Here is a 21,380-nt window from a genome sequence, read left to right on the forward strand (position 1 = left end):
CGGCCGACCTTTCAGATAGCGGTGGCGCCATGAGGATGAGGGATGAGGATCCGGCCTGGCCAGGACAGACCCGGCCAGGACCCGGCCCGGCCGGGTCGGGCCCTCGGGCCTGTTGACGTCAACAGGCCCTGTTGGATCAGGCGAAGTCGCCGCGCCGGGCGTAGCCTTTGCCGGCCGAGGCCGGCTTGCCGCCGAAGCCCGGACGAGCCTTGCCATGGCCGGCGGGCTTGTCCGCCGCCTTGTGGGCGAAGGAAGGCCGCTCGCTGCGGCCCTTGTAGCCGCCGCGGTCGTCGCCGAAGGGCTTGCGGTCTTCGTAAGCGGGCTTGTCGCCGAAACCGCGGCGGGCCTCGCCGCGGCCATGCCAGGGGCTGGCTTCATGCTGCGGCTTGTCGCCGAAACGCGACCTGCCTTCGAACGCGGGCTTGTCCGCGAAACGCGGCTTGCCTTCGAACGCCGGCTTGTCGCTGAAACGCGGCTTGCCTTCGTAGCCCGGACGATCGCCGAAAGGCGCGCGGTCGCCATTGGGCTTGCGGCCGTGGGCCGGCTTGCCGCCGCCGAAGCCGCCGCGGGGCGCGAAGCCCTTGCCCTTGCGGTCGGTGTAGGTGGGGCGCACGGTTTTCTTGGGCTCCAGGCCTTCGATCACCTCGGCGGGAATGGGCTGGCCGATGAAATGCTCGATGCGGCGCACCTTGTGGCGCTCGGAATGCGTGGCCAGGGTGAAGGCCAGGCCGTTGCGGCCCGCGCGCCCGGTGCGTCCGATGCGGTGGACGTAGTCTTCGGCCTGCATGGGCAGATCGTAGTTGACGGCATGGCTGATGCCTTGCACGTCGATGCCGCGCGCGGCCACGTCGGTGGCGACCAGGATGCGCAGCCGGCCGTTTTGCAGCAGGCCGAGCGTGCGGGTGCGCTGGCGCTGGTTCATGTCGCCGTGCAGCGCCGCCGCCGCGAAACCCTGGTCGTTCAGGCGGTCCGCCAGATCGTCCGCGCCGCGCTTGGTGGAGGTGAAGACGATGGCCTGGTCCAGGTTCGCGTCGCGCAGCAGGTGGTCGAGCAGACGCATCTTGTGGCTGCTGTCATCCGCATAGAGCAGGCTTTGCGTGATGTTGTTGTGCTTCTGCTTCTGGCCGGAGATCTCGATCTGCTGGGGATCGCGCATCATCTTGGCGGCCAGGCGCGCAATGCTGCCGTCCAGCGTGGCCGAGAACAGCAGGGTCTGGCGGCTTTCGGGAGTGCGGCTGACGATGTGCTCGATGTCTTCGATGAAGCCCATGTCCAGCATGCGATCGGCTTCGTCCAGGACCAGGGTGTGGACGGTGGAAAGATTGACGCGCTTGGCCTGCAGGTGGTCGATCAGTCGGCCCGGCGTGGCGACCAGCACGTCGACGCGGCGCGACAAGGCCTTGAGCTGCGCGCCGTAGGGCATGCCGCCCACGACGGTGGCGATGCGCAGGTCCTTGATATGGGCGCCGTACAGCTTGGTGGCGTCGGCGACTTGCATGGCGAGTTCCCGCGTGGGGGTCAGCACCAGCACTTGCACGCCCGAACCCTTGTTGGGCGGCATCTGCGAAATACGGTTGAGGGCGGGCAGCATGAAGGCGGCGGTCTTGCCGCTGCCGGTCTGCGAAGAGACCATCAGGTCGTGGCCTGCGAGCGCCTTGGGGATGGCGGCCGCCTGTACGGAAGTGGGGTCGGTGAAGCCCGCTTTCTGGACGGCGGACAGCAGGGTAGGCACGAGACCTAAAGAATCGAAAGACATGAATATCCTTTGCCGGCAAAACGGCATACACATGGCGGGGGCGGAAAAGTGAGCCCGGAGCGCTGGTTGATTGGAGCATCGTGCCGACCGAATCAACCTAAAGTGCAGCGTAGTGTGTCTTGAAGACGCGGCGAAAGGCTCGGGGGTCAGGGAGCGATGGCGTTCGACATGGGTGCTGATGAATCAGTCAACTGCTATGCGACAGCAAGGGTAGGCTGTATGAAAATGTCGACGCGTGAAAATGCAGTCGAAGGATTATACTGTGATTTCGAATTAAGGGAAATCCCTGTATTGTCGATTTGCAACACCCGCGCTCAGGCCTGCCGGCCGCCGGGCGCCGGGACGCCCCGGCCGCAACGCGGTTCAAGCCGGGCCGTGTGGCCTCCAGCGGAGATCCAGGCTGGCGATGAGCGCCGCGTGGTATTCGGGCAGCAGCTCGGCAAGCTGGCCGCGCTGCCGGTTCCAGCCCGCCTGCGCGGCGGCGCCGCGCGCCACGGGCGGCGCCCAGACGGCCTCCGGGAAGCGGCTGTCGCCGCGCCAGCGCGGAATGACGTGCCAATGCAGGTGGGGCACCATGTTCCCGAACTGGGCCAGGTTGATCTTGTCGGGGCGCAGTATGCCGCGCTGGGCTTGCTCGACCAGCCAGACGGCATCCATGAATTCGCCGCGCTCCCGGGACGACAGCTGGGTCATTTCGGCCACATGGGCGTTCCAGACCACCCGGGTGTAGCCGGGGTAGTCCGCGTCGTCGACCCGCAAGACCCGGAAGGCGTCGTTGCGCCACAGCACGGGGCCGCCGGGCTGCAGGCACAGGGGGCAGCCGCCGGGCGCGGTCATGGCGCGGTCCTGAGCTTCATGGCGTGTTCCAGCGCGTCGACGATGGTCTGTAGCACCTTGATGCGCGCATAGCGCTTGTCGTCGGCGGGGAAGATATGCCACGGACAGGCGTCCGTACTGGTGTGTTCGAACATTTCGTTGGCGGCGTCCAGGTAGTCGTCCCATTTTTCGCGATTGCGCCAGTCTTCCGGCGTGATCTTGAACGATTTGAACGGGGATTGCTCGCGCTCATGGAAGCGCTCCAGCTGCTTTTCCTTGCTGACGGCCAGCCAGAATTTCAGCACCAGCGCGCCGTTGTCGCGCAGCAGGGATTCGAATTCGTTGATTTCGCCGTAGGCGCGCCGCCATTCGGCCGGCGTACACAGCTTTTCGACGCGCTCGACCAGCACGCGCCCGTACCAGGAGCGGTCGAAGATGGCGATGGCGCCCGGCAAGGGCAGGTTCTGCCAGAACCGCCAAAGATACGGGAAGGCCTGTTCGTATTGGTTCGGCGCGCCGATGGGCAGGGCGTGGAACTGGCGGGCGTCCAGCGCATGGGTGATGCGCCGGATCGCGCCGCCCTTGCCCGCGGCGTCCTGGCCTTCAAAAACCAGCACCAGGGGCAGCTTGCGGAATTTGTCGTGGCGGGTCAGCTGCGCCAGCCTGGCCTGCAGGCGGGCGAGCTCGCGATCGTAATCGGCGCTTTGGGGCAGGGACAGCGAATAGTCCAGGTCCTGCAGCACGGTGGGCACGGGCGCCCCGCCGGGCGCGGCCGGCAAGGCCGGCGGCCTGGCCGGCGCGGTTCGCAGCGCCGCCAGCACCGCTTTGCCGGTGCAGGCGGCACGCATGAGCGGGTCGGCGGCGGGGATGATCTGCCACGGCCGGGACGGGTCGTTGCTGAGGCGGATGGCCAATTCCCCGGCCTTGCGCAGGCGATCGAATTTCTTCCGGACCTTGATGTCTTCGGGCATGACCTGCCAGGCCGTGTCGGGATCCGCCAGCAACTGGTCGGTGCGCCGCGCCTGGGCCTCGCGGGACAGGTGGAACCAGAGCTTGACGATCTGCACGCCGTTGTCGTTCAGGGTTTCTTCGAAGCGCCGGATCTCCTGGGCCAACGCGGACAGCTTGCGCAGGTTCGGCGACTTCCTGGCGGCTTCGGCCAGCAGCGGCTTGTACCAGGAACCGAAGACGATGCCGGTGCGCCCGCGCGGCGGCAGCCTGCGCCAATAGCGCCAGAAAAAGGGCTGGGCCCGTTCTTCGGCGCTGGGTTCGCCGAACGCCAGGGTGCGGATATGGCGGGCGTCCATCCATTCGTTCAGCAGGCTGACCGCGGCGCCTTTGCCGCAGCCGTCCATGCCGGCGATGACGACCAGCAGCGCGCGCCCGTTCTGCTGCAGGCGCTTGTACTGGGCCTTGAGCAGCGCGGTGCGCAGCCGCGCCTCGATGGGCTTGGCCTGATCCTTGGTGAGCGCCGGATCGGTTTCGGCAATGGTGAACATGGGCCTGCGGGAAGGGGGCCGGCGATCAGGACGGGAAAAAGAGCTGCTGCAAGGCGGCGCCGGGCTCTTCGGCGCGCATGAAGGCCTCGCCGACCAGGAAGGCGTGCACGCCGTGATCGCGCATGAGCTTGACGTCTTCGGGCGCCAGGATGCCGCTTTCGGTGATGACGCGCTTGCCTTCGGGAATGTGCGGCAGCAGGTCCAGCGTGGTCTGCAGCGAGGTCTCGAAGCTGCGCAGATTGCGGTTGTTGATGCCCACCAGCGTGGTGTGGAGATCGAGCGCGAGATCGAGTTCGGCGCGGTCGTGGACTTCGACCAGGACGTCCATGCCCAGTTCGGTGGCCAGGGATTCGAATTCGCGCAATTGCTGCGGGCTGAGCGCGGCGACGATGAGCAGCACGCAATCGGCGCCCAGGGCGCGGGCATGGATGATCTGGTAGGGATCGATCATGAAGTCCTTGCGCAGCACGGGCAGCGTGCAGGCGGCGCGCGCCTGCCGCAGGTAGTCGTAGGATCCCTGGAAGAACTGGACGTCGGTCAGCACGGACAGGCAGGCGGCGCCATGGGCCGCATACGAGGTCGCGATTTCGACGGGGTTGAAATTTTCGCGGATCACGCCCTTGGACGGCGAGGCCTTCTTGATTTCAGCGATGACGCCCGGCTTGCCTTGCGCGATCTTGTCTTCGATGGCGCGCGCGAACCCGCGCAGATCCTTGCGGCTTTTGGCCTCGCGCAGGAGATCGGATTCGCTGCGCATCTGTCGAGCCGTCTTGACTTCGGTTCTTTTGGTTTCGAGTATGTTGGCAAGGATGTCGTTCATACCGTCAGCGTCCGTGTGTAGGTGCAGAATTCCTCGAGCTTGGCACGGGCGGCGCCGCTGGCTATGGCGTCGAAAGCCATTTTCAGGCCTTGCTCGATGGAGTCTGCCTTGTTGCCGGCATAAATGGCCAGGCCGGCGTTAAAGCCAACAATATCACGAGCGGGGCCTTCGATGTTGTTCAGCGCGTCCAGCACCAGCTTGGCCGATTCGCTGCGGCTGGCCACTTTGATCGACCGGTTCGACACCATGCTCATGCCGAAGTCCTCGGGATGGATTTCATACTCCTTGACGACGCCGTCCTTGAGCTCGCCGACCAGGGTGGCCGCGCCCAGCGACGCTTCGTCCATGCCGTCCTTGCCATGGACGATGAGCACGTGGTTGGAGCCCAGGCGTTCCAGCACGCGGACCTGGATGCCGACCAGGTCGGGGTGGAATACGCCCATCAGCTGGTTGCCCGCGTTGGCGGGGTTGGTCAGCGGGCCCAGAATGTTGAAGATGGTGCGGACCGCCAGCTCCTTGCGGACGGCGGCCACGTTCTTCATGGCGCCGTGGTGGGCGGGCGCGAACATGAAGCCGATGCCGGTGCGCTGTATGCTTTCGGCGATCTGGTCGGGCCCGAGCATGACGTTGGCGCCCAGCTCTTCGAGCACGTCCGCGCTGCCCGAGGACGACGAGGCGCTGCGGTTGCCGTGCTTTGCGATCTTCACGCCCTGCGATGCGGCCACGAACATGGCCGCCGTCGAGATATTGAAGGTGTGGGCGCCGTCGCCGCCCGTGCCGCACATGTCGAGCAATTCGTTTTTGTCGGGGACGTCGACCTTCAAGGCGAACTCGCGCATGACCTGGGCCGCGGCGGTGATTTCGCCGATGGTCTCCTTCTTCACGCGCAGCCCCATGATGAGGGCGCTGGCGATCTGCGGCGACATCTCGCCGCGCATCAGGCTGCGCATCAGTTCCAGCATTTCGTCGTGGAAGATTTCGCGGTGCTCGATGCAGCGGGTCAGGGCTTCGGCGGGAGTGATGGGGGGCATGGATGTATCCTTTGTCTCGATCTTGGAGGTTTCAGATTTTCAGGAAATTGTTCAGCAAGGCGTGGCCGTGTTCGCTGAGCACCGATTCTGGATGGAACTGCACGCCGTAGACCGGCAGCGTCTTGTGGCGGATGCCCATGATCTCGCCGTCGTCGGTTTCGGCGGTGACTTCCAGGCAGTCGGGCAGGGTGTCGCGCCGGATCGCCAGCGAGTGGTAGCGCGTCACGGTGAAGGGCGAGGGCAGGTCGGCGAAAACGTCGGTGCCCGCGTGGGTGATGCGGGACACCTTGCCGTGCATGATCTGCTTGGCGCGGACGATGTCCCCGCCGAAGGCCGCGCCGATGGCCTGGTGGCCCAGGCAGACGCCGAGTATCGGCAGCTTGCCCGCGAAGCGCTGGATCAGCTCTATGGAAATCCCCGCTTCCGCGGGGGAGCAGGGGCCGGGCGAAATGCAGATCCGGTCCGGATTCATGGCGGCGATTTCATCCACCGTCACCTGGTCGTTGCGCAGCACGCGCACGTCCTGGCCGAGCTCGCCGAAGTATTGCACCAGGTTGTAGGTGAACGAGTCGTAATTGTCGAGCATCAGTAGCATGGGGTTCTCCTGGGGGCGCGCTATGCGTCCGTTAGATGGGTTCGTCGAGGCCGTACTGGACCTGCTCGGCCGCGCGCAGCACCGCGCGCGCCTTGGCTTCGGTCTCCTGCCATTCTTTTTCAGGGTCCGAGTCGGCGACGATGCCCGCCGCCGCCTGCACGTAGAGCATGCCGTCCTTGATGATGCCGGTGCGTATGGCGATGGCCACGTCCATTTCGCCGCCGTAGCTCATGTAGCCCGCCGCGCCGCCGTAGATGCCCCGGCGCACGGGTTCGAGCTCATCGATGATTTCCATGGCGCGCACCTTGGGAGCGCCGGTCAGGGTGCCGGCCGGGAAGGCGGCGCGCAGGACGTCCATGTTGCTCATGCCTTCGTTCAGTTCGCCGGAGACGTTCGACACCAGGTGCATGACGTGGGAATAGCGCTCTATCGTCATGGTGTCGGTGACGCTGACCGTGCCGGTCCTGGCGACCCGGCCGATGTCGTTGCGCGCCAGGTCGATCAGCATGACGTGCTCGGCGCGCTCCTTGGGATCGGCCGTGAGTTCGGCCGCCAGCGCCGCGTCTTCCTCGGGCGTGGCGCCGCGCTTGCGGGTGCCGGCCAGGGGGCGGATGGTGACCATGGTTTTCTTGCGGTCCGCCTCGGTGACGATTTCCTGGCGGACCAGGATTTCCGGCGACGACCCCACCACCTGGAAGTTGTCGAAGTTCCAGTAGTACATGTAGGGCGAGGGATTGAGGGAACGCAGGGCGCGGTAGAGGGAGAGGGGGGAGTCGCGGAAGGGTTTGGCGATGACCTGGCCGATCTGTACCTGCATCAGGTCGCCGGCGGCGATGTATTCCTTGGCCTTGAGCACCGCGTCGATGTAGTCCTTTTTATCGAAATCGCGCCGGCTGTTGGTCTGCATGCTGGCGTAGGCGTAGGGGATCACCACCGGCGTGCGCAGCTTTTCGCGCAATTCCTTCAGGCGCCGCTTGGCCAGGGCGTAGCTTTCCGGCTGGGCGGGGTCCGCATAGACCATCAGGTAGGTGCGGCCCGCAAGGTTGTCGACGATGACCAGTTCGTCGACCTGCAGCAGCATGATGTCGGGCGTGCCTTCTTCCTGTCCGGCCGGAAAAGGCTTGACCGCCGGGCCCAGGCGCGGTTCGATGTGGCGCACGGTGTCGTAGCCGAAGTATCCCGCCAGGCCGCCCGCGAAGCGGGGCATGCCCGGAAGCAGGGCGACCTTGAACCGGGCCTGGAAGGATTCGATGAAGTCCAGCGGGTCGCCCTCGTGGGTTTCGACCACTTGGCCCTTGTGCAGGACTTCGGTCAGCGCGCCGGTGGACCGGATCACGGTCTTGGCCGGAAGACCAATGAAAGAGTAACGCCCGAAACGCTCGCCCCCCACCACGGATTCCAGCAGGCAGCTGTTGCGGCCGCCTTCGGGGCCGCTGTGGGCGAGCTTGAGGTAGATCGCCAGGGGCGTGTCGAGGTCGGCGTAGGTTTCCGCGATCAGGGGGATGCGGTTGTATCCTTGCGCCGCCAGGGCGTTGAATTCGATCTCTGTCATAGTGGTCTCTGTGTGGGGGTTGCATACAGGCCGGGACAGGGATGCAAAAAAAAGCCCGGCCATTTGAGGGTTCCGGGCTTCGCTTACGACTGGTAAATGCTGGCGGCACGAAAACTCGAGGGTCTTGGCGCCGGGCGTGGATTACCGCTACCCAGAACACAAACGCCACCAGCGCCAATAGGCGCGGGGCGTGGTCGTGTAATAAGGGGCGGCAAACATTCGTGTGTATTCGGCTTTGAAAAATTCGGTTTCAGCGAGCCGCCGCCCATTGGGCGGCTTCCGCGATGGACATAACTATATCATCGACGGGAAGATTTCGCACGTCCATTCCTTCGTTGTAGCCATACGGCAGCGCCAGGACCGTCATGTTCGCCGCCCTTGCGGCCAGGGCGTCGTTGATGGAATCGCCGATGGCCAGGGACGCGGCCGGGTCCGCGCCCAGCAGTTCGCAGGCGTGCAGGAAGGGCATGGGGTCGGGCTTCTTGCGGGCGCAGGTGTCGCCGCAGACCACTTGGCTGAAGTAGCCGGCCAGCCCCATGCGTTCGAGCAGCGGCAGGGTGAATTGGGTGGGCTTGTTGGTGACGACGGCGAGCGCGGCGCCCGCCTTGGAGAAGGCTTCCAGGCCTTCGACCACGCCGGGGTATACCGAGGCTTCGTCGCCGTTGACCTCATGGTAGTGGCGATGGAAGATCTCCAGCGCCCGGGCGGTTTCTTCGGGGCTCGGCTGCCTGCCTTCGGGGTTGTCGGCCAGCAGCCGCTTGACCAGGTTCTCCGTGCCTTTGCCCACATAGGTTGCGACGGTGGCGACCGGCAGTTCGGGCATGCCCAGTTCGGCGCGCATGGCGTTCGAGGCGCGCGCGAGGTCGGGTATGGTGTCCAGCAGGGTGCCGTCCAGATCCAGCAGTACAGCGGAGAAACGCATACGAGATTCCTGTTCGGGATTCAGCCCGGTGTTGCAATATTGTATGCGTGAAAAAATCCAGATGTTCGCCCGGACACTTGCCTGTAATATGGTGGCCTTAAATTGGCCGTCGGGAACGTGCGCGGGTGTGCGCACGCGCGCCATGACAGGTTGATGCGAGTGATAGCGATACTGAAGTGTCCGGGACAGCCAGGCTCGATCCTGGGCCAGGAATACAGCGAGAGTCTGAAGATGCTGGCGAGTTTTCGTAAGGTGATGACGGAAGAGTCGGTCACGCCGTTGTTTCAACCTATCGTGGATTTGCAGTCGGGAAATATTCTGGGGTATGAAGGGCTGATACGCGGGCCGTCGAATACGCCCTTGCACATGCCCTACACTTTGTTCAACGTGGCCCGCATGTGCGGCGCCACGGTCGAGCTCGAACGCCTGTGCCGCAAAGTGCACATCGAGCAGTTCTCCCGCCATGGGCTGGAAGGCAGGCTGTTCCTGAACATGAGCCCCGACGTCCTGGTCAACCCCGACCTCCAGACGGACACTTGTTTTTTTTCAGAGCGGGTGCATGGGATATCGCCGGAGAACATCGTCATCGAGCTCACGGAATCCAGCTCGGCCGCCAGCTACAACCGCATCAAGCAGGCGGCTTCCGATTACCGCGCCTATGGCTTCCAGGTTGCAATCGACGACCTGGGCGAAGGCTTTTCCAGTTTGCGGCTCTGGTCCGAACTGCGGCCCGAATTCGTCAAGATCGACAAGTATTTCATCCAGGGCATAGACAAGGACCCCGTCAAGCGCCAGTTCGCCCGCTCCATTTTCGAAATCGCCCGGCAGTCGCATTCCAAGGTGATCGCCGAGGGCATAGAAACCGAGACGGAGTACGCGGCCGTGCGCGAACTGGGCATACAGTACGGCCAGGGGTACTGGCTGGGCCGCCCCGCCATGCCGCCCATTCTGCGGCTGCCCGCGGAAACGCTGTCGCTCATGGCCAAGCGGTCGGGCGCCGGGCAGCGCCACGAGCTCCAGCCTTTCAAGGCCGATCTCACGGTGCGCAAGATCCTGCGCGCGATCCCGGCGGTGGCCGATGCAACGCCCACCAACGCCGTCTACGAAATCTTCGAGCAGCAGCCCGAGCTGCAGGTGCTGGCCGTGCTGCGGGAGAAAGTCCCCATCGGGCTCATCCAGCGCCTGCGCATGCTGGACCGGCTGGCCCGCCCCTACCATCGCGAGCTGTACGGCAACAAGCCTTGTTCGCACTTCATCGAGAACGAGCCGCTGGTGGTGGACATCGGGACCAGCCTGCGCGACCTCAGCTACCTGATCACCGAAGGCAACCCGCATCATCTGTCGGAGGGCTTCATCATCACGGCGGACGGCGAGTACCGCGGCGTGGGCACGGGTTTCGACTTGATCCGCGAGATCACGCAGATGCAGATACATGCCGCGCGCTACGCGAATCCGCTCACGCAGCTGCCTGGCAACGTTCCCATCAACGAGCACATCGAGGCGCTGCTCACGAACGGGGAATCCTTTGTCGTCTGCTATGCGGACCTGGACAATTTCAAGCCGTTCAATGACTTGTACAGCTATCGCAAGGGCGACGAGGCCATACAGATCACGGCGGAGCTGCTGCGCCAGCATTGCGATCCCGACCTCGATTTCGTCGGGCACATCGGCGGGGACGATTTCATCGTGGTGTTCCGCAGCCGGGACTGGCACGAGCGCTGCCAGGACATTCTGGACGCTTTTTCGGGTGCGACATCCGGCCTGTACCGCAAGAGCCACCGGGAGGCCGGCGGTTACATGACGGAGAATCGGCAGGGGCTGGAGATGTTCCACCCGCTGATCAGCTTGTCGATCGGCGCGGTGCAGGTGGACGCGGCCGTGCCGTTTTCCAGCCATCAGATCGCGGAGTTCGCGGCGTCGGCGAAGTCGGAGGCGAAGAAGATCGCGGGCAATACGCTTTTCGTGGAGCGCCGCTCGCTATTGCCGTCGGTGTATACGGACGGGAATCGGCGGCGGGCGCATACTTTCGTCAATGGCCATGGTTGATGGCCATGCCCCGTACCGACGCCTAGAGCGACACAGTCTCCCGCCCCCAGTCTCCCGACTCGCCCCTGGCGATTTCCTGCCGCATGGCGTCGATCACCGCCTGGTAGTCATCGTGCCCGAACACCGCCGACCCCGCCACGAAGGTGTCGGCCCCGGCCGCGCGGATCTCCGCGATGTTGTCGACCTTGACGCCGCCGTCCACTTCCAGCGCGATCGCCTGGCCGCCCGCCTGCCGCCAGGCGTCGATCTTGCCGCGCGCCCGGCGCAGCTTGGACAGCGTGGCCGGGATGAACTTCTGCCCCCCGAAACCGGGGTTCACCGACATCAGCAGAACGATGTCGAGCTTGTCCATCACGTAGTCCATCCAGTCCAGCGAGGTGGCCGGATTGAAGACCAGCCCCGCCTTGCAGCCGTGTTCCCGGATCAAGGACAGGCTGCGGTCCGGATGGCGCGAGGCCTCCGGGTGGAAAGTGATGATGTCGGCGCCCGCCTTCGCGAATTGCGGGATAATGGCATCGACCGGCTCCACCATCAAATGGACATCGATGGGGGCGTCGGTGTGCGGACGAATCGCTTCGCACACCATCGGGCCTATCGTCAGGTTGGGAACATAATGGTTGTCCATGACGTCAAAGTGTATCCAGTCGGCGCCGGCGGCGACGACGTTCCGGACCTCTTCACCCAATCTTGAAAAGTCGGCGGACAGCAGGCTGGGGGCGATGCGGGTTGGCTTGGTAAAAGGCATGATATGAAAGACTGGTATGCGTTGAGCAAAAATCGCGGCGGGGAATATGTCATTATTGTAGGTGAGTGCCGCAATTTTCTGGAAACGCCATGAATCCCTCCGACATCGCCGTCACCGTCGTGCCCCAGTATCTGCCCGAACAGTCCGATCCGGCCAGGCAGCAGTACGTGTTCGCCTATACCGTGCGCATCACCAACAACGGGAAACAGGCGGCCCAGGTCGTCAGCCGGCACTGGATCATCACCGACGGCGGGCAGAAGACCCACGAGGTGCGCGGGCTGGGGGTCGTCGGGCAGCAGCCTCTGCTCGGGCCCGGCGAAAGCTTCGAATACACCAGCGGCTGTCCCCTGCCGACCCCCATCGGCACCATGCGCGGCAGTTATCATTGCGTGGGCGAAGACGGCCTGCCCTTCGACGTCCCCATACCGGAATTCGTCCTGGCCGTGCCCCGCACCTTGCACTAGTTTCTCGTGAGTTTATGAAAAGAATTCTGTTGTCAAGCTGTTTGCTCGCCATCCTGGCGGCTTGCAGCACGGTGCCTCCCGATACCGGCGCGCCCGGCGCCGCGGCGCCCGCCGCGCCCGAGCCCAATATCGCCGAACTGCCCCTGGTGGTCCCGCCCCTGGAATCGATGCGCGACACGCCGCCGCGCGGCTTGTCCGGGAAGTTCCAGCAGGCGTCCTGGGCGGCGCTGCCCGGGTGGCGCGGCGACGGCCTGGACCACGTCTGGAAAGCGTTCATCAACAACTGCAAGGGGCTGATGCGGCCGGTTTCGGGCTCGCTCGCCATGCAGGCGCGAGCCACCCCGCGGGTCTGGCAGCCGGTGTGCGCGGCGGCGCAGCAGTCGGGCCTGCCGGTGGACGCGGCCGGCGAGCCGGTGCGCCGCTTCCTGGAACAGCATTTGTCGCCCTGGCGCTTGCTGGACGCAACGGGCAAGCCGGCCCAAAACACCGTGACGGGATACTACGAGCCCTTGGTCAGGGCCTCGCGCAAGCGCGGCGGCAATTACCAATGGCCGCTGTACTCGGCGCCCGACGACCTGCTCACCATAGACCTCGGCGCCGTGTATCCGGAGCTCGCGGGCAAGCGGGTCAGGGGCAAGTTGGCGGGCAAGCGGGTGGTGCCCTACGACACCCGGGCCGAGATCGCCGCCTCGCCGGACCGGCAGCCGCCCGTCATCGCCTGGGTCGACGACCCGGTCGAGGCCTTTTTCCTGCAAATCCAGGGGTCCGGGCGGGCGCAGCTGCCGGACGGCAGCACCATTCGGCTGGCCTATGCCGACCACAACGGCAGGCCCTACAAATCCATCGGCCAATGGCTGGCGCAAAAAGGGGAAATCACCCTGGCGCAGGCTTCCATGCAGAACATCAAGGCCTGGGCCAAGAACAACCCCTCGCGGGTCCAGGAAATGCTCAACGCCAATCCCGCCATGGTGTTCTTCAATGAAGAACCGATACGCGACCCGGAGCTCGGGCCCAAGGGCTCCTATGGCATTCCGCTGATCGGCGGGCGCGCGGTGGCGATCGATACGGCTTTCGTGCCGCTGGGCGCGCCGCTGTATCTGTCCACCACCCATCCGGCCAGCAGCCAGCCTCTGGCCCGCCTGGTCTTCGCGCAGGACACCGGCGCGGCGATCAAGGGGGCGGCGCGCACCGACTTCTACTGGGGCTTCGGCGACGAGGCCGGGGCCATGGCGGGCCGCATGAAGCAGCGCGGCGAAATGTGGGTCCTGTGGCCCAAACAGGCGGGAGCTCCCTCGGCGCGATGAAGAAAGAATCCATACTGGTCTGCGGCACCGGCATCGCCGGCCTGGCCACGGCGCTCGGGCTGGGCCGCGCCGGCTTCGACGCCGCGCTGCTGGGGCCGCGCGGCATGCGCGAGTTTCCGTCCGGCGACGTCTATTGCCCGCGCGTGTACGCGATATCGGCGGCGAGCCAGGCCTTTCTGGCCGGCCTGGGCGTCTGGGACATGATGGACGAACGCCGCCTGACGCGCATCGACACCATGGAGGTCTACGGGGACGCCAGCGGCGCGGTCACCCTGCACGCATGGCAGGCGGCCGAACCCGCCCTGGCCTGGATCGTCGAGTCCAGCGAAATGGAAAGGGCGCTGCAGCAGGCGCTGCGGGTGTACGGCATTCCCTGGCACACGCACAAATTCGACCGCCTGGAGGCCGGCCGCGTCCATACCGACGAAGGCGCCGTGCTGCGCGCGGACCTGCTGGTCGGCGCCGACGGCGCGCGCTCGGCGCTGCGCCATGCCGCGGGCATACCGCATCATTCGCGTCCTTATGGCGATACCGGCGTGGTCGTGCACCTGACGTCCGAGCTGCCGCACCAGAACATCGCGGTCCAGTGGTTCACCGGGGACAGCATACTGGCCTTGCTGCCCATGCCCGACACGGCGGAAGGCCATCAGGTGTCCATGGTCTGGTCCATGCCCGAGGCGGCGGCGCAGGCGCTCCTGGCCTTGCCCGAGCCGGTCCAGAGGCAAAAGCTGGAATCCGACTTGGCGGCCGCCACGGGCGGGCGCCTGGGCAGGCTGGCGGTGCGCAGCCCCATGTTCGGCTTTCCGCTGTTCATCGAACACAGCGGCATGGTGGCGCCCAGCGTGGCCCTGGTCGGCGACGCGGCGCACCGGGTGCATCCCCTGGCGGGCCAGGGGCTCAATCTGGGCCTGGGCGACGTGCAGGCCTTGCTGCGGGTGCTGGCAAGCAAAGAGCCCTACCGCAAGGCGGGCGACCCGAGGGTGCTGTCGCGCTATCGGCGCGCCCGCGCCGAACCCATACTGGCCATGAGGCTGGCGACGGACGGCTTGCACGGCCTGTTCGCCGCCCGGTCGGCGCCCGCCGTGTGGGCGCGCAATCTGGGCATGGCTTGCGTAGACCGCCTGCCTCTGGCGAAGCGGTTTTTGATAAGCGGCGCCGCGGGGCGCTGATACAGGAGATCTTATGCATTTGAAGCAATGTTTGGCGGTGGCGGCGTGGGTCGGGCTATCGTGGATGAGCGGGCCGGTCCTGGCCCAGAGCGCCGTTTCCACCGCCGGCAGCGAAGCGGCCGCTCCGGCGCGGGCGTTGTCGACGCAAGGCAATGAAGGCGCCGCCCCCGCCGCGGCCGTCTCGACGCGCGACGCGGCTTCGCCCGACGCCGTGCGCGCGGCTTTTGGCGAGCGCTTTCCCGGCATAGAGGTGTCGTCGGTCGAACGCACCCCCTTCCCGGGCTTGTTCGAAGTGCGCATCGGCATGGACTTCGTCTATACCGACGCCCAGGTCGAGTACATTCTTCAAGGCTCGCTGATCGACGCCAAGTCGCGCCGCGACCTGACCGCCGAGCGCAGCGAGGAGCTCTCGCGCGTGGCCTTCGCCGACCTGCCGCTAGAACTGGCGATCAAGCAGGTCAAGGGCGACGGTTCGCGCCGGATGGCCGTCTTCGAAGACCCCAATTGCGGGTATTGCAAGCGGCTGCATCAAACCCTGAAAGAAGTCGACAACACCACGGTCTACACCTTCCTGTTCCCCATCCTGTCCCCCGATTCGTCGGTCAAGGCGCGGAACATCTGGTGCGCCAAGGACCGGGCGGCCACCTGGCGGGCATGGATACTCGACGGCAAGACGCCGCCGGAAGCCCAATGCGACACGCCGATCGACACCGTGCTGGCCCTGGGCCGCAAGCTGATGGTGCAGGGCACGCCCGCCATCATCTTCGCCGACGGCAGCCGGGTCAACGGCGCGCTGCCGCTGGACGCGCTCCAGAAGAAGCTGGACGCGCTGTAGGCAAGCGCCGCTATTGCATGTGCCGCGCGAAATCCAGCCCGCGGATGATGTCCGCCGTGGCATGGGCCAGGCGCTGGTTGCTGCCGTTCACCGGCAGGGCCAGCGTCAGGTTGTTGCGTATGACCGGCTCGACGATGCGTGAATAGCTGAGCTCCACGTGGCCGGCGGAATCCGTGACGGCGGAACGGGGAATGATGGTGAACACATTGCCCTGGGCCGTGGTCTCCACGATGGAATGCACCACGTCCACCTCCGCCACCACATTCAATTCCACGTTCAAGTCCCCGCAGGTGCTGTCGACCAGCGCCCGTATCGTGTTGGGTGCGCTGGGCAGCACCAGGGGATAGCGGGCCAGCTCGGCCACCTTCACCTGGGCGGGCGGCGCGGGCCGGCAGTCGCGGGTATAGGCCAGCACCAGCTCTTCCCGGTAGATGGTCTCGCAAGTCATGAGCACCGACGGCGGCGGCTCGTAGAGCAGGGCGAGATCGATGCGATCCCTGATGAGCCATTCGCGCATTTCCGTGCTGAGCCGTTCCGCAATCGTGATCGACGAGTTCGGGAACAGCAGCCGGAACTGCTTGACGATGTGAGGCGTCAGCCGGCGGGCGATGCGCGGCGGCAGGCCCAGCTTCACGCGGCCCTGCACGGTTGAGCGGAAATCCAGCAAGTCCTGCTTGGCATGGACCGCCAGGCTGTGGATGGCCTTGGCGTGGTGCAGGAAGCGCAGCCCGGCCTCGGTGGGCTCGACGCCGCGGCCGGTGCGCCGCAACAAGTGCTGTTGCAGCTCGGTTTCCAGCAATTGAACCTGGCGGCTGATCGAAGGCTGGGCGACGTCCAGGACGTCGACCGCGCGCGAAAAGCTGCGCTGCTCGCACACGACGATGAAGTAGCGGATCTGCTTGAGGTTCATGCCTTCATGATATACGAAAATTCTATATCTGAAGTCAGCATGGCGGTCTTGTTCCGGAAGCCGGCGCGGCCCATCATGGCCGCATGAACCAGCACAGCACCACGGCGGACTGTCCGCCCCCATTGTCCCTGGACCGGATACGCCGGCCCGCCCGCCGCCTGCCCGCCGGCGCCTGCGATACGCATACCCATATCTTCGGGCCGGCGAGCCGCTTCCCGTTCGCCGCCGACCGCCCCTACACGCCTCCGGATGCGTCGTTCGAAGACCTGCGCGCCCTGCACCGGAAACTGGGCATCGACCGGGGCGTCATCGTTCAGCCGGGCTGCCATGGCTTCGACATGTCGGCGGTGCTGGACGCCCTGGAAAAAGGCGGCGGGCGGTATCGGGCGGTGTGCCTGCTCGGGCCTGGCGCGGGGCTCGAGGACGTCCGGGCGCTCGATGCGGCGGGCGTGCGGGGCGTGCGCTTCAATTTCGTGGCCCATCTGCGCAATACGCCATGGGCGGAAGTCCGGCGGGTCGCCCGCCTGATCGAGCCGCTGGGCTGGCACCTGTGCATGCACAGCGACGGCCGGTCGCTCCCGGGCCTGCTTCCCTTGCTCAAGGACCTGGGCCTGCCTTTCGTGCTGGACCACATGGGCAGGGTGTCCGCCGCCGACGGCGTCGATGGCGCCGAATTCCGCGCAGTGCTCGGCTTGGCCGGCCACCCGCGCGCCTGGGTGAAGGTGTCGGGCATGGACCGCATCTCTTCGACCGGGCGGCGCCCCTACGACGACGGCCGGCCGTTCCTGCGGGCCTTGATCGACACCATGGCCGACCAACTGCTATGGGGCAGCGACTGGCCGCACCCCAACGTGCGCGGCGACATGCCGGACGACGGCGAACTGGTGGACGCGTTCACCGAACTGTGCCCGGACCCCGGCCTGCTGCAAGCGATACTGGTGCGCAATCCCCAGGCCTTGTACCGCTTCGCCGAGATCGCCGATGAACACACCGCGGAGCGCCGGCCATGAACGTCTTGCTGATGAAGTTTCCCGGCTTGGCCGTGGACCGGGACCGGATCGCCGGCATGCTGCGCCTGGGCGTGCCCGAGCTGGACGCCTGTGCGCTCGACGTGATGCATGCCGTCGACGGCGTCGAGACCTATGCGTATCTGGAGCCTCTCGCCGCCGCCGGCGGGCCGTCGCTCGACACGCTGCGGCGCATCGTCGCCGGCCAGCTGGGCGCGTTGTTCCCGCGGGCGAGCCTGCTTGCGCTGCGAGCCACGCTGGACCTGCCCGGGGCGTCGGCGGACCAGCCGGCCCCCTGGCATTACGTGGTCGAAACGGACGTGCTGCCCGCGGCCGAAGACGATTTCAACCAATGGTATGACACCGAGCACCTGCCCGGCCTGGCTGCCGTGCCCGGAACGGTGCGGGCGCGGCGCTATCTGGCGGCGGACGCCTCGCCCCGCTATCACGCCGCCTACGACCTCGCCAGCCGCGAGACCTTCGGCTCCGAGCCCTGGCTGGCGGTGCGCGCGACGGACTGGAGCTCGCGCGTGCGGCCGAATTTCACCAATACCCGGCGCATCATGTTCAAGCGCGCCGATGTGCAAGGAAACTGAAATGCCACGACTGCTTCCCCCCGATCCGCAACAAATGGACGACCACCAGCGCCGCGTGCACGACGCCATCGTGGCGGGCCCGCGCGGCCGGGTGCGCGGGCCGCTGGCGGTCTGGCTGCACCGCCCCGGGCTGGCCGAGCACGCCCAGGCGCTGGGCCGGTACTGCCGCTACGATTCCAGCCTGTCGCCGGCCTTGTCCGAGCTGGCGATACTCACGATCGCCGCCTGGTGGAAGTCGGACTTCGAATGGTGGGCCCATGCGCCCATCGCGGTGCAGGCGGGCGTGCCGACGCAAGCCGTCGATGCCATGCGCCGCGGCATCCGGCCGCAGTTTCCGGATGCGGAGCAGGCCATGGTCCACGAGTTCGCGAGCACGCTGCTGCGCCGCCGCGAAATCCCCGACGAGCTGTACGAGCGCGCGCTCGCCTTGCTGGGCCGCGACCGCGTGGTCGACCTGGTGGGCGTTTGCGGCTACTACACGCTCATTTCCATGACGCTCAATGTTTTCCGCATACCGGCGCCCGAAGGCGAGGCGCCGCGTTTCGAATCGCAGGATGGGGAGGTTTGAATGAAAGGACGTTTGCAGGGCAAGGTGGCGATCGTCACGGGCGCGGGCAGCGTGGGCCCGGGCTGGGGCAACGGCCGGGCGATCGCCTATCGCTTCGCGCAAGAAGGCGCCAAGGTATTCGCCGTGGACCTGAACGAGCACGCCATGGTCGAGACCGTGGAGCGCGCCAAGGAAGCCGGGGGGCAGATCGCCACCTGGAAGGCCGACGTCACATCCGGCGAGGCCGTGCGCGGCATGGTGCGGGCCTGCGTCGAAGCATTCGGCACGGTGGACATCCTCGTCAACAACGTGGGCGGGTCGATGAAAGGCGGCCCGGTGCAGCTGGACGAGGCCGACTGGGACCGCCAGATCGACTACAACCTCAAGAGCGTCTACCTGGGATGCCGGCATGTGCTGCCGGTGATGGCCGAACGGGGCAGGGGGGCGATCGTGAACATATCGTCCACCTCGGGCATACGCTGGACCGGGTCCGCCCAGGTGGGCTATGCGAGCGCCAAGGCGGGCGTCATACAGCTGTCCCGCGTGGTGGCCATCGAATATGCGGCCAGGAACATACGCTGCAACACCGTCATTCCGGGGCAGATGCATACGCCCATGGTCGAAACCCGGCTGGCCGGCCAGCGCGCCGGCGGCGACGTCGAGCGCCTGCTGGCCGAAAGGCAGGCCCGCATCCCGCTGCCCTTCATGGGCGACGGCATCGACACCGCCAACGCCGCGCTGTTCCTGGCGTCGGACGAAGCCCGCTTCATCACGGGAACGGAACTCATCGTGGACGGAGGCATGAGTGCGCGCTGCGGCTGACATCCTGAGCGATCGCTATCCCGATCCCGCCGTGGTCGCGCTGGACGATCGCTTCCACCGGCTCGTGCTGCCCTTGGCCGCCGTCGAGCGCATCGCGGGCGGATCGCGCTGGGCCGAAGGGCCGGTCTGGGTGGGCGACGGGCGCTATCTGCTCTGGAGCGACATTCCCAACGACCGCATCATGCGCTGGGACGAGATCTCCGGCCAGACCCACGTGTACCGCCATGCCTCGAATCACGCCAACGGCAATACGCGGGACCGCCAAGGCCGGCTGATCACCTGCGAGCATCTCGGCCGGCGCGTGACGCGCACCGAGCATGACGGACGCATCACCGTGCTGGCGGACCGCTACCAGGGCAAGCGGCTGAATTCGCCCAACGACGTGGTCGTGAAGTCGGACGGGTCGATCTGGTTCACCGATCCGCCCTTCGGCATCGTGGGCTTCTACCAGGGCGAGAAGGCGGAGCAGGAGCTGCCGGCCAACCTGTACCGCCTGGACCCGGACAGCGGGGAGCTCGACGTGGTGGCGGGAGACGTGCAAGGGCCCAACGGCCTGGCGTTCTCGCCCGATGAAAGCCGGCTTTATGTGGTGGAGTCCCGGGCGCGGCCGCGCAATGTGCTGGTGTTCGACGTGCAGCCCGGCGGCCGGACGCTGGCCGGCGGACGCGTGCTGTTCGATGCGCAGGACGGCACGCCCGACGGCTTGCGCGTCGACGTGGAAGGCAATCTTTGGTGTGGCTGGGGCATGGGCACCCCGGAGCTGGACGGCGTGCGCGTTTTTTCGCCGGAAGGAAAGCTGATAGGCAGGATCGCTCTGCCCGAGCGCTGCGCAAACCTGTGTTTCGGTGGCAAGCACCGGAACCGATTATTCATGGCGTCTTGCACGTCGATTTATTCGCTTTATGTCAATACGCAAGGTGTCGCGGGTGGCTGAAGCGGACCGGAGAACCAAGGAGTCATCCATGTCCATTCTAAAAAATACAGTAGTGATCAAATCGATTCTGGCGCTTGCGCTGGGCTTTGCCGCCACGGCCGCCGCGGCGGCCAGCACGCCCACGACCATCGTCGTGGCGTTTCCCGCGGGCGGGCCGGCGGACACGCTGGCGCGCGTCGTCGCCAAGGAACTGGAAGCCAGGCTGCAGTCTCCCGTCGTCGTGGAAAACAAGCCGGGCGGCAACGGCGCCATCGCGGCCAGCTATGTCGGGCGCGCGGCGCCCGACGGCAATACGCTGTTCCTGAGCTCGGCGGGCGCCATTGCCATCAATCCGCCGCTGTATCCCAAGCTGGTCTACAACCCGAAGAAGGAATTGCAGCCCATCACCATGCTGGTGTCCACGCCCGAGGTGCTGGTGGTGCCCGCCGACGGCAAGGTCAATGACCTGAAGCAGTTCCTGGACAACGCGGCGAAGAAGCCCGGGTCCGCGACCCTGTCGTCGTCCGGCATCGGCAGCATGCCGCACATGGCGATTTCGCTGCTCAAGGCCGCCACCAAGGCCGAGATCCTGCACGTGCCCTATCGCGGCGCGGCGCCCGCCATCAACGACACCGTGGGCGGCCAGGTGGGCGGCTTCTTCGGCGATATCTCCGGGCTCATGCCTTTCATCAAGGACAAGCGCGTGCTGCCGATCGCCATCGCGGCGCCCAAGCGGTCGGCCCTGCTGCCCGAGGTCCCGACCTTCGACGAGCTGGGCTACCGGAACGTGTACGCCAACAATTGGTACGGCATGTTCGCTCCCATGGGCACGCCGGCCGACAAGGTCCAGGCCCTGAACAAGGCGCTGCGCGAGGTGATGGACAGCGAGCCGCTGCGTAAATACGTCGGTTCCACCGGCATCGAGGCCACGCCGACTTCGCCCGAGGAATTCGCCGCCATCATAGACGCCGACACCAGGAAGTGGGCGGAGGTCATCAAGTCCGAAGGCATCACGGTCAACGAATGAGCGT

The 21,380-nt window shown here is 66.1% G+C and carries 21 protein-coding genes; 11 read left to right on the plus strand and 10 right to left on the minus strand.

The annotated features are described in order from the left end of the window. Positions 1–136: 136 nt before the first annotated feature. The 8 genes from H0A72_RS11310 to H0A72_RS11345 all read right to left on the minus strand — a co-directional run bounded on the left by H0A72_RS11310 (position 137) and on the right by H0A72_RS11345 (position 8,991). A complete protein-coding gene (locus H0A72_RS11310) occupies positions 137–1,756 on the minus strand; it encodes a DEAD/DEAH box helicase (protein ID WP_180155288.1) in 1,620 nt (539 codons plus the stop codon). 363 nt (positions 1,757–2,119) lie between these two features. Then, positions 2,120–2,593, minus strand: a complete 474-nt coding sequence (locus tag H0A72_RS11315) for an HIT family protein (RefSeq protein ID WP_180155290.1) — start codon at positions 2,591–2,593, stop codon at positions 2,120–2,122. Beyond that, entirely contained in the window at positions 2,590–4,071 is a 1,482-nt protein-coding gene (gene pap, locus H0A72_RS11320; protein ID WP_180155292.1) for a polyphosphate:AMP phosphotransferase, read from the minus strand. Before pap ends, H0A72_RS11315 begins: the two co-directional genes overlap by 4 nt. Before the next feature lie 25 nt (positions 4,072–4,096). After that, positions 4,097–4,891: an indole-3-glycerol phosphate synthase TrpC gene (gene trpC / locus H0A72_RS11325; RefSeq protein ID WP_180155294.1), complete on the minus strand. Its 795-nt coding sequence runs from the start codon at positions 4,889–4,891 to the stop codon at positions 4,097–4,099. Further along, the gene (trpD, locus tag H0A72_RS11330) at positions 4,888–5,922 is read right to left on the minus strand and encodes an anthranilate phosphoribosyltransferase (protein WP_180155296.1); all 1,035 of its coding nucleotides are present in this window, start codon (positions 5,920–5,922) and stop codon (positions 4,888–4,890) included. Before trpD ends, trpC begins: the two co-directional genes overlap by 4 nt. Positions 5,923–5,953: 31 nt before the next feature. After that, positions 5,954–6,517 carry an anthranilate synthase component II gene (locus H0A72_RS11335; protein ID WP_180155298.1) on the minus strand — a complete coding sequence of 188 codons (564 nt, stop codon included), beginning with the start codon at positions 6,515–6,517 and terminating at the stop codon, positions 5,954–5,956. 31 nt (positions 6,518–6,548) lie between these two features. After that, the gene (gene trpE, locus H0A72_RS11340; protein ID WP_180155300.1) at positions 6,549–8,069 is read right to left on the minus strand and encodes an anthranilate synthase component I; all 1,521 of its coding nucleotides are present in this window, start codon (positions 8,067–8,069) and stop codon (positions 6,549–6,551) included. Positions 8,070–8,319: 250 nt separating this feature from the next. Beyond that, on the minus strand, positions 8,320–8,991 hold the full coding sequence (locus H0A72_RS11345; RefSeq protein ID WP_180155303.1) for a phosphoglycolate phosphatase: 672 nt from the start codon (positions 8,989–8,991) through the stop codon (positions 8,320–8,322). A 153-nt stretch (positions 8,992–9,144) separates the two neighbouring features. Here H0A72_RS11345 and H0A72_RS11350 point away from each other — a divergent pair, with 153 nt between their 5' ends. Continuing rightward, positions 9,145–11,037, plus strand: coding sequence for a GGDEF domain-containing protein (locus tag H0A72_RS11350; protein WP_246436938.1), 1,893 nt, complete (start codon positions 9,145–9,147; stop codon positions 11,035–11,037). 22 nt (positions 11,038–11,059) lie between these two features. On the opposite strand, the gene rpe is transcribed toward H0A72_RS11350, so the two are convergent. After that, entirely contained in the window at positions 11,060–11,782 is a 723-nt protein-coding gene (gene rpe, locus H0A72_RS11355; protein WP_180155305.1) for a ribulose-phosphate 3-epimerase, read from the minus strand. Positions 11,783–11,871: 89 nt separating this feature from the next. Here rpe and apaG point away from each other — a divergent pair, with 89 nt between their 5' ends. Genes apaG through H0A72_RS11375 form a run of 4 tightly spaced genes read left to right on the plus strand, consistent with a single transcriptional unit; the run spans position 11,872 to position 15,554 of the window. Next, a complete protein-coding gene (gene apaG / locus H0A72_RS11360; protein ID WP_180155306.1) occupies positions 11,872–12,246 on the plus strand; it encodes a Co2+/Mg2+ efflux protein ApaG in 375 nt (124 codons plus the stop codon). Between the two features lie 14 nt (positions 12,247–12,260). After that, on the plus strand, positions 12,261–13,550 hold the full coding sequence (gene mltA / locus H0A72_RS11365) for a murein transglycosylase A (RefSeq protein ID WP_180155309.1): 1,290 nt from the start codon (positions 12,261–12,263) through the stop codon (positions 13,548–13,550). Further along, on the plus strand, positions 13,547–14,719 hold the full coding sequence (locus tag H0A72_RS11370; RefSeq protein ID WP_180155311.1) for an FAD-dependent monooxygenase: 1,173 nt from the start codon (positions 13,547–13,549) through the stop codon (positions 14,717–14,719). The genes mltA and H0A72_RS11370 overlap by 4 nt, the downstream gene beginning before the upstream one ends. Positions 14,720–14,732: 13 nt before the next feature. Continuing rightward, the gene (locus H0A72_RS11375) at positions 14,733–15,554 is read left to right on the plus strand and encodes a DsbC family protein (protein ID WP_180155313.1); all 822 of its coding nucleotides are present in this window, start codon (positions 14,733–14,735) and stop codon (positions 15,552–15,554) included. A gap of 10 nt (positions 15,555–15,564) precedes the next feature. Here the strand turns inward: H0A72_RS11375 and H0A72_RS11380 are convergent, their stop codons facing one another. Beyond that, positions 15,565–16,464 carry a LysR family transcriptional regulator gene (locus H0A72_RS11380; RefSeq protein ID WP_180155315.1) on the minus strand — a complete coding sequence of 300 codons (900 nt, stop codon included), beginning with the start codon at positions 16,462–16,464 and terminating at the stop codon, positions 15,565–15,567. Positions 16,465–16,547: 83 nt separating this feature from the next. On the opposite strand from H0A72_RS11380, the gene H0A72_RS11385 reads away from it, so the two are divergent. From H0A72_RS11385 to H0A72_RS11410, 6 genes are read left to right on the plus strand one after another with little or no spacing between them, the layout of a single operon-like run. Further along, on the plus strand, positions 16,548–17,474 hold the full coding sequence (locus tag H0A72_RS11385) for an amidohydrolase family protein (RefSeq protein ID WP_180155317.1): 927 nt from the start codon (positions 16,548–16,550) through the stop codon (positions 17,472–17,474). Next, on the plus strand, positions 17,471–18,067 hold the full coding sequence (locus H0A72_RS22165) for a DUF4286 family protein (RefSeq protein ID WP_246436937.1): 597 nt from the start codon (positions 17,471–17,473) through the stop codon (positions 18,065–18,067). Before H0A72_RS11385 ends, H0A72_RS22165 begins: the two co-directional genes overlap by 4 nt. A gap of 1 nt (position 18,068) precedes the next feature. Further along, positions 18,069–18,635 carry a carboxymuconolactone decarboxylase family protein gene (locus H0A72_RS11395; RefSeq protein ID WP_180155319.1) on the plus strand — a complete coding sequence of 189 codons (567 nt, stop codon included), beginning with the start codon at positions 18,069–18,071 and terminating at the stop codon, positions 18,633–18,635. Then, entirely contained in the window at positions 18,636–19,436 is an 801-nt protein-coding gene (locus H0A72_RS11400) for an SDR family NAD(P)-dependent oxidoreductase (protein ID WP_180155321.1), read from the plus strand. Then, entirely contained in the window at positions 19,420–20,370 is a 951-nt protein-coding gene (locus H0A72_RS11405) for an SMP-30/gluconolactonase/LRE family protein (protein WP_180155323.1), read from the plus strand. The genes H0A72_RS11400 and H0A72_RS11405 overlap by 17 nt, the downstream gene beginning before the upstream one ends. Before the next feature lie 28 nt (positions 20,371–20,398). Next, positions 20,399–21,376: a Bug family tripartite tricarboxylate transporter substrate binding protein gene (locus tag H0A72_RS11410; RefSeq protein ID WP_180155325.1), complete on the plus strand. Its 978-nt coding sequence runs from the start codon at positions 20,399–20,401 to the stop codon at positions 21,374–21,376. Positions 21,377–21,380: the final 4 nt, after the last annotated feature.

The sequence above is a fragment of the Parapusillimonas granuli genome (assembly GCF_013416525.1).
Lineage (GTDB): Bacteria > Pseudomonadota > Gammaproteobacteria > Burkholderiales > Burkholderiaceae_B > Parapusillimonas > Parapusillimonas granuli.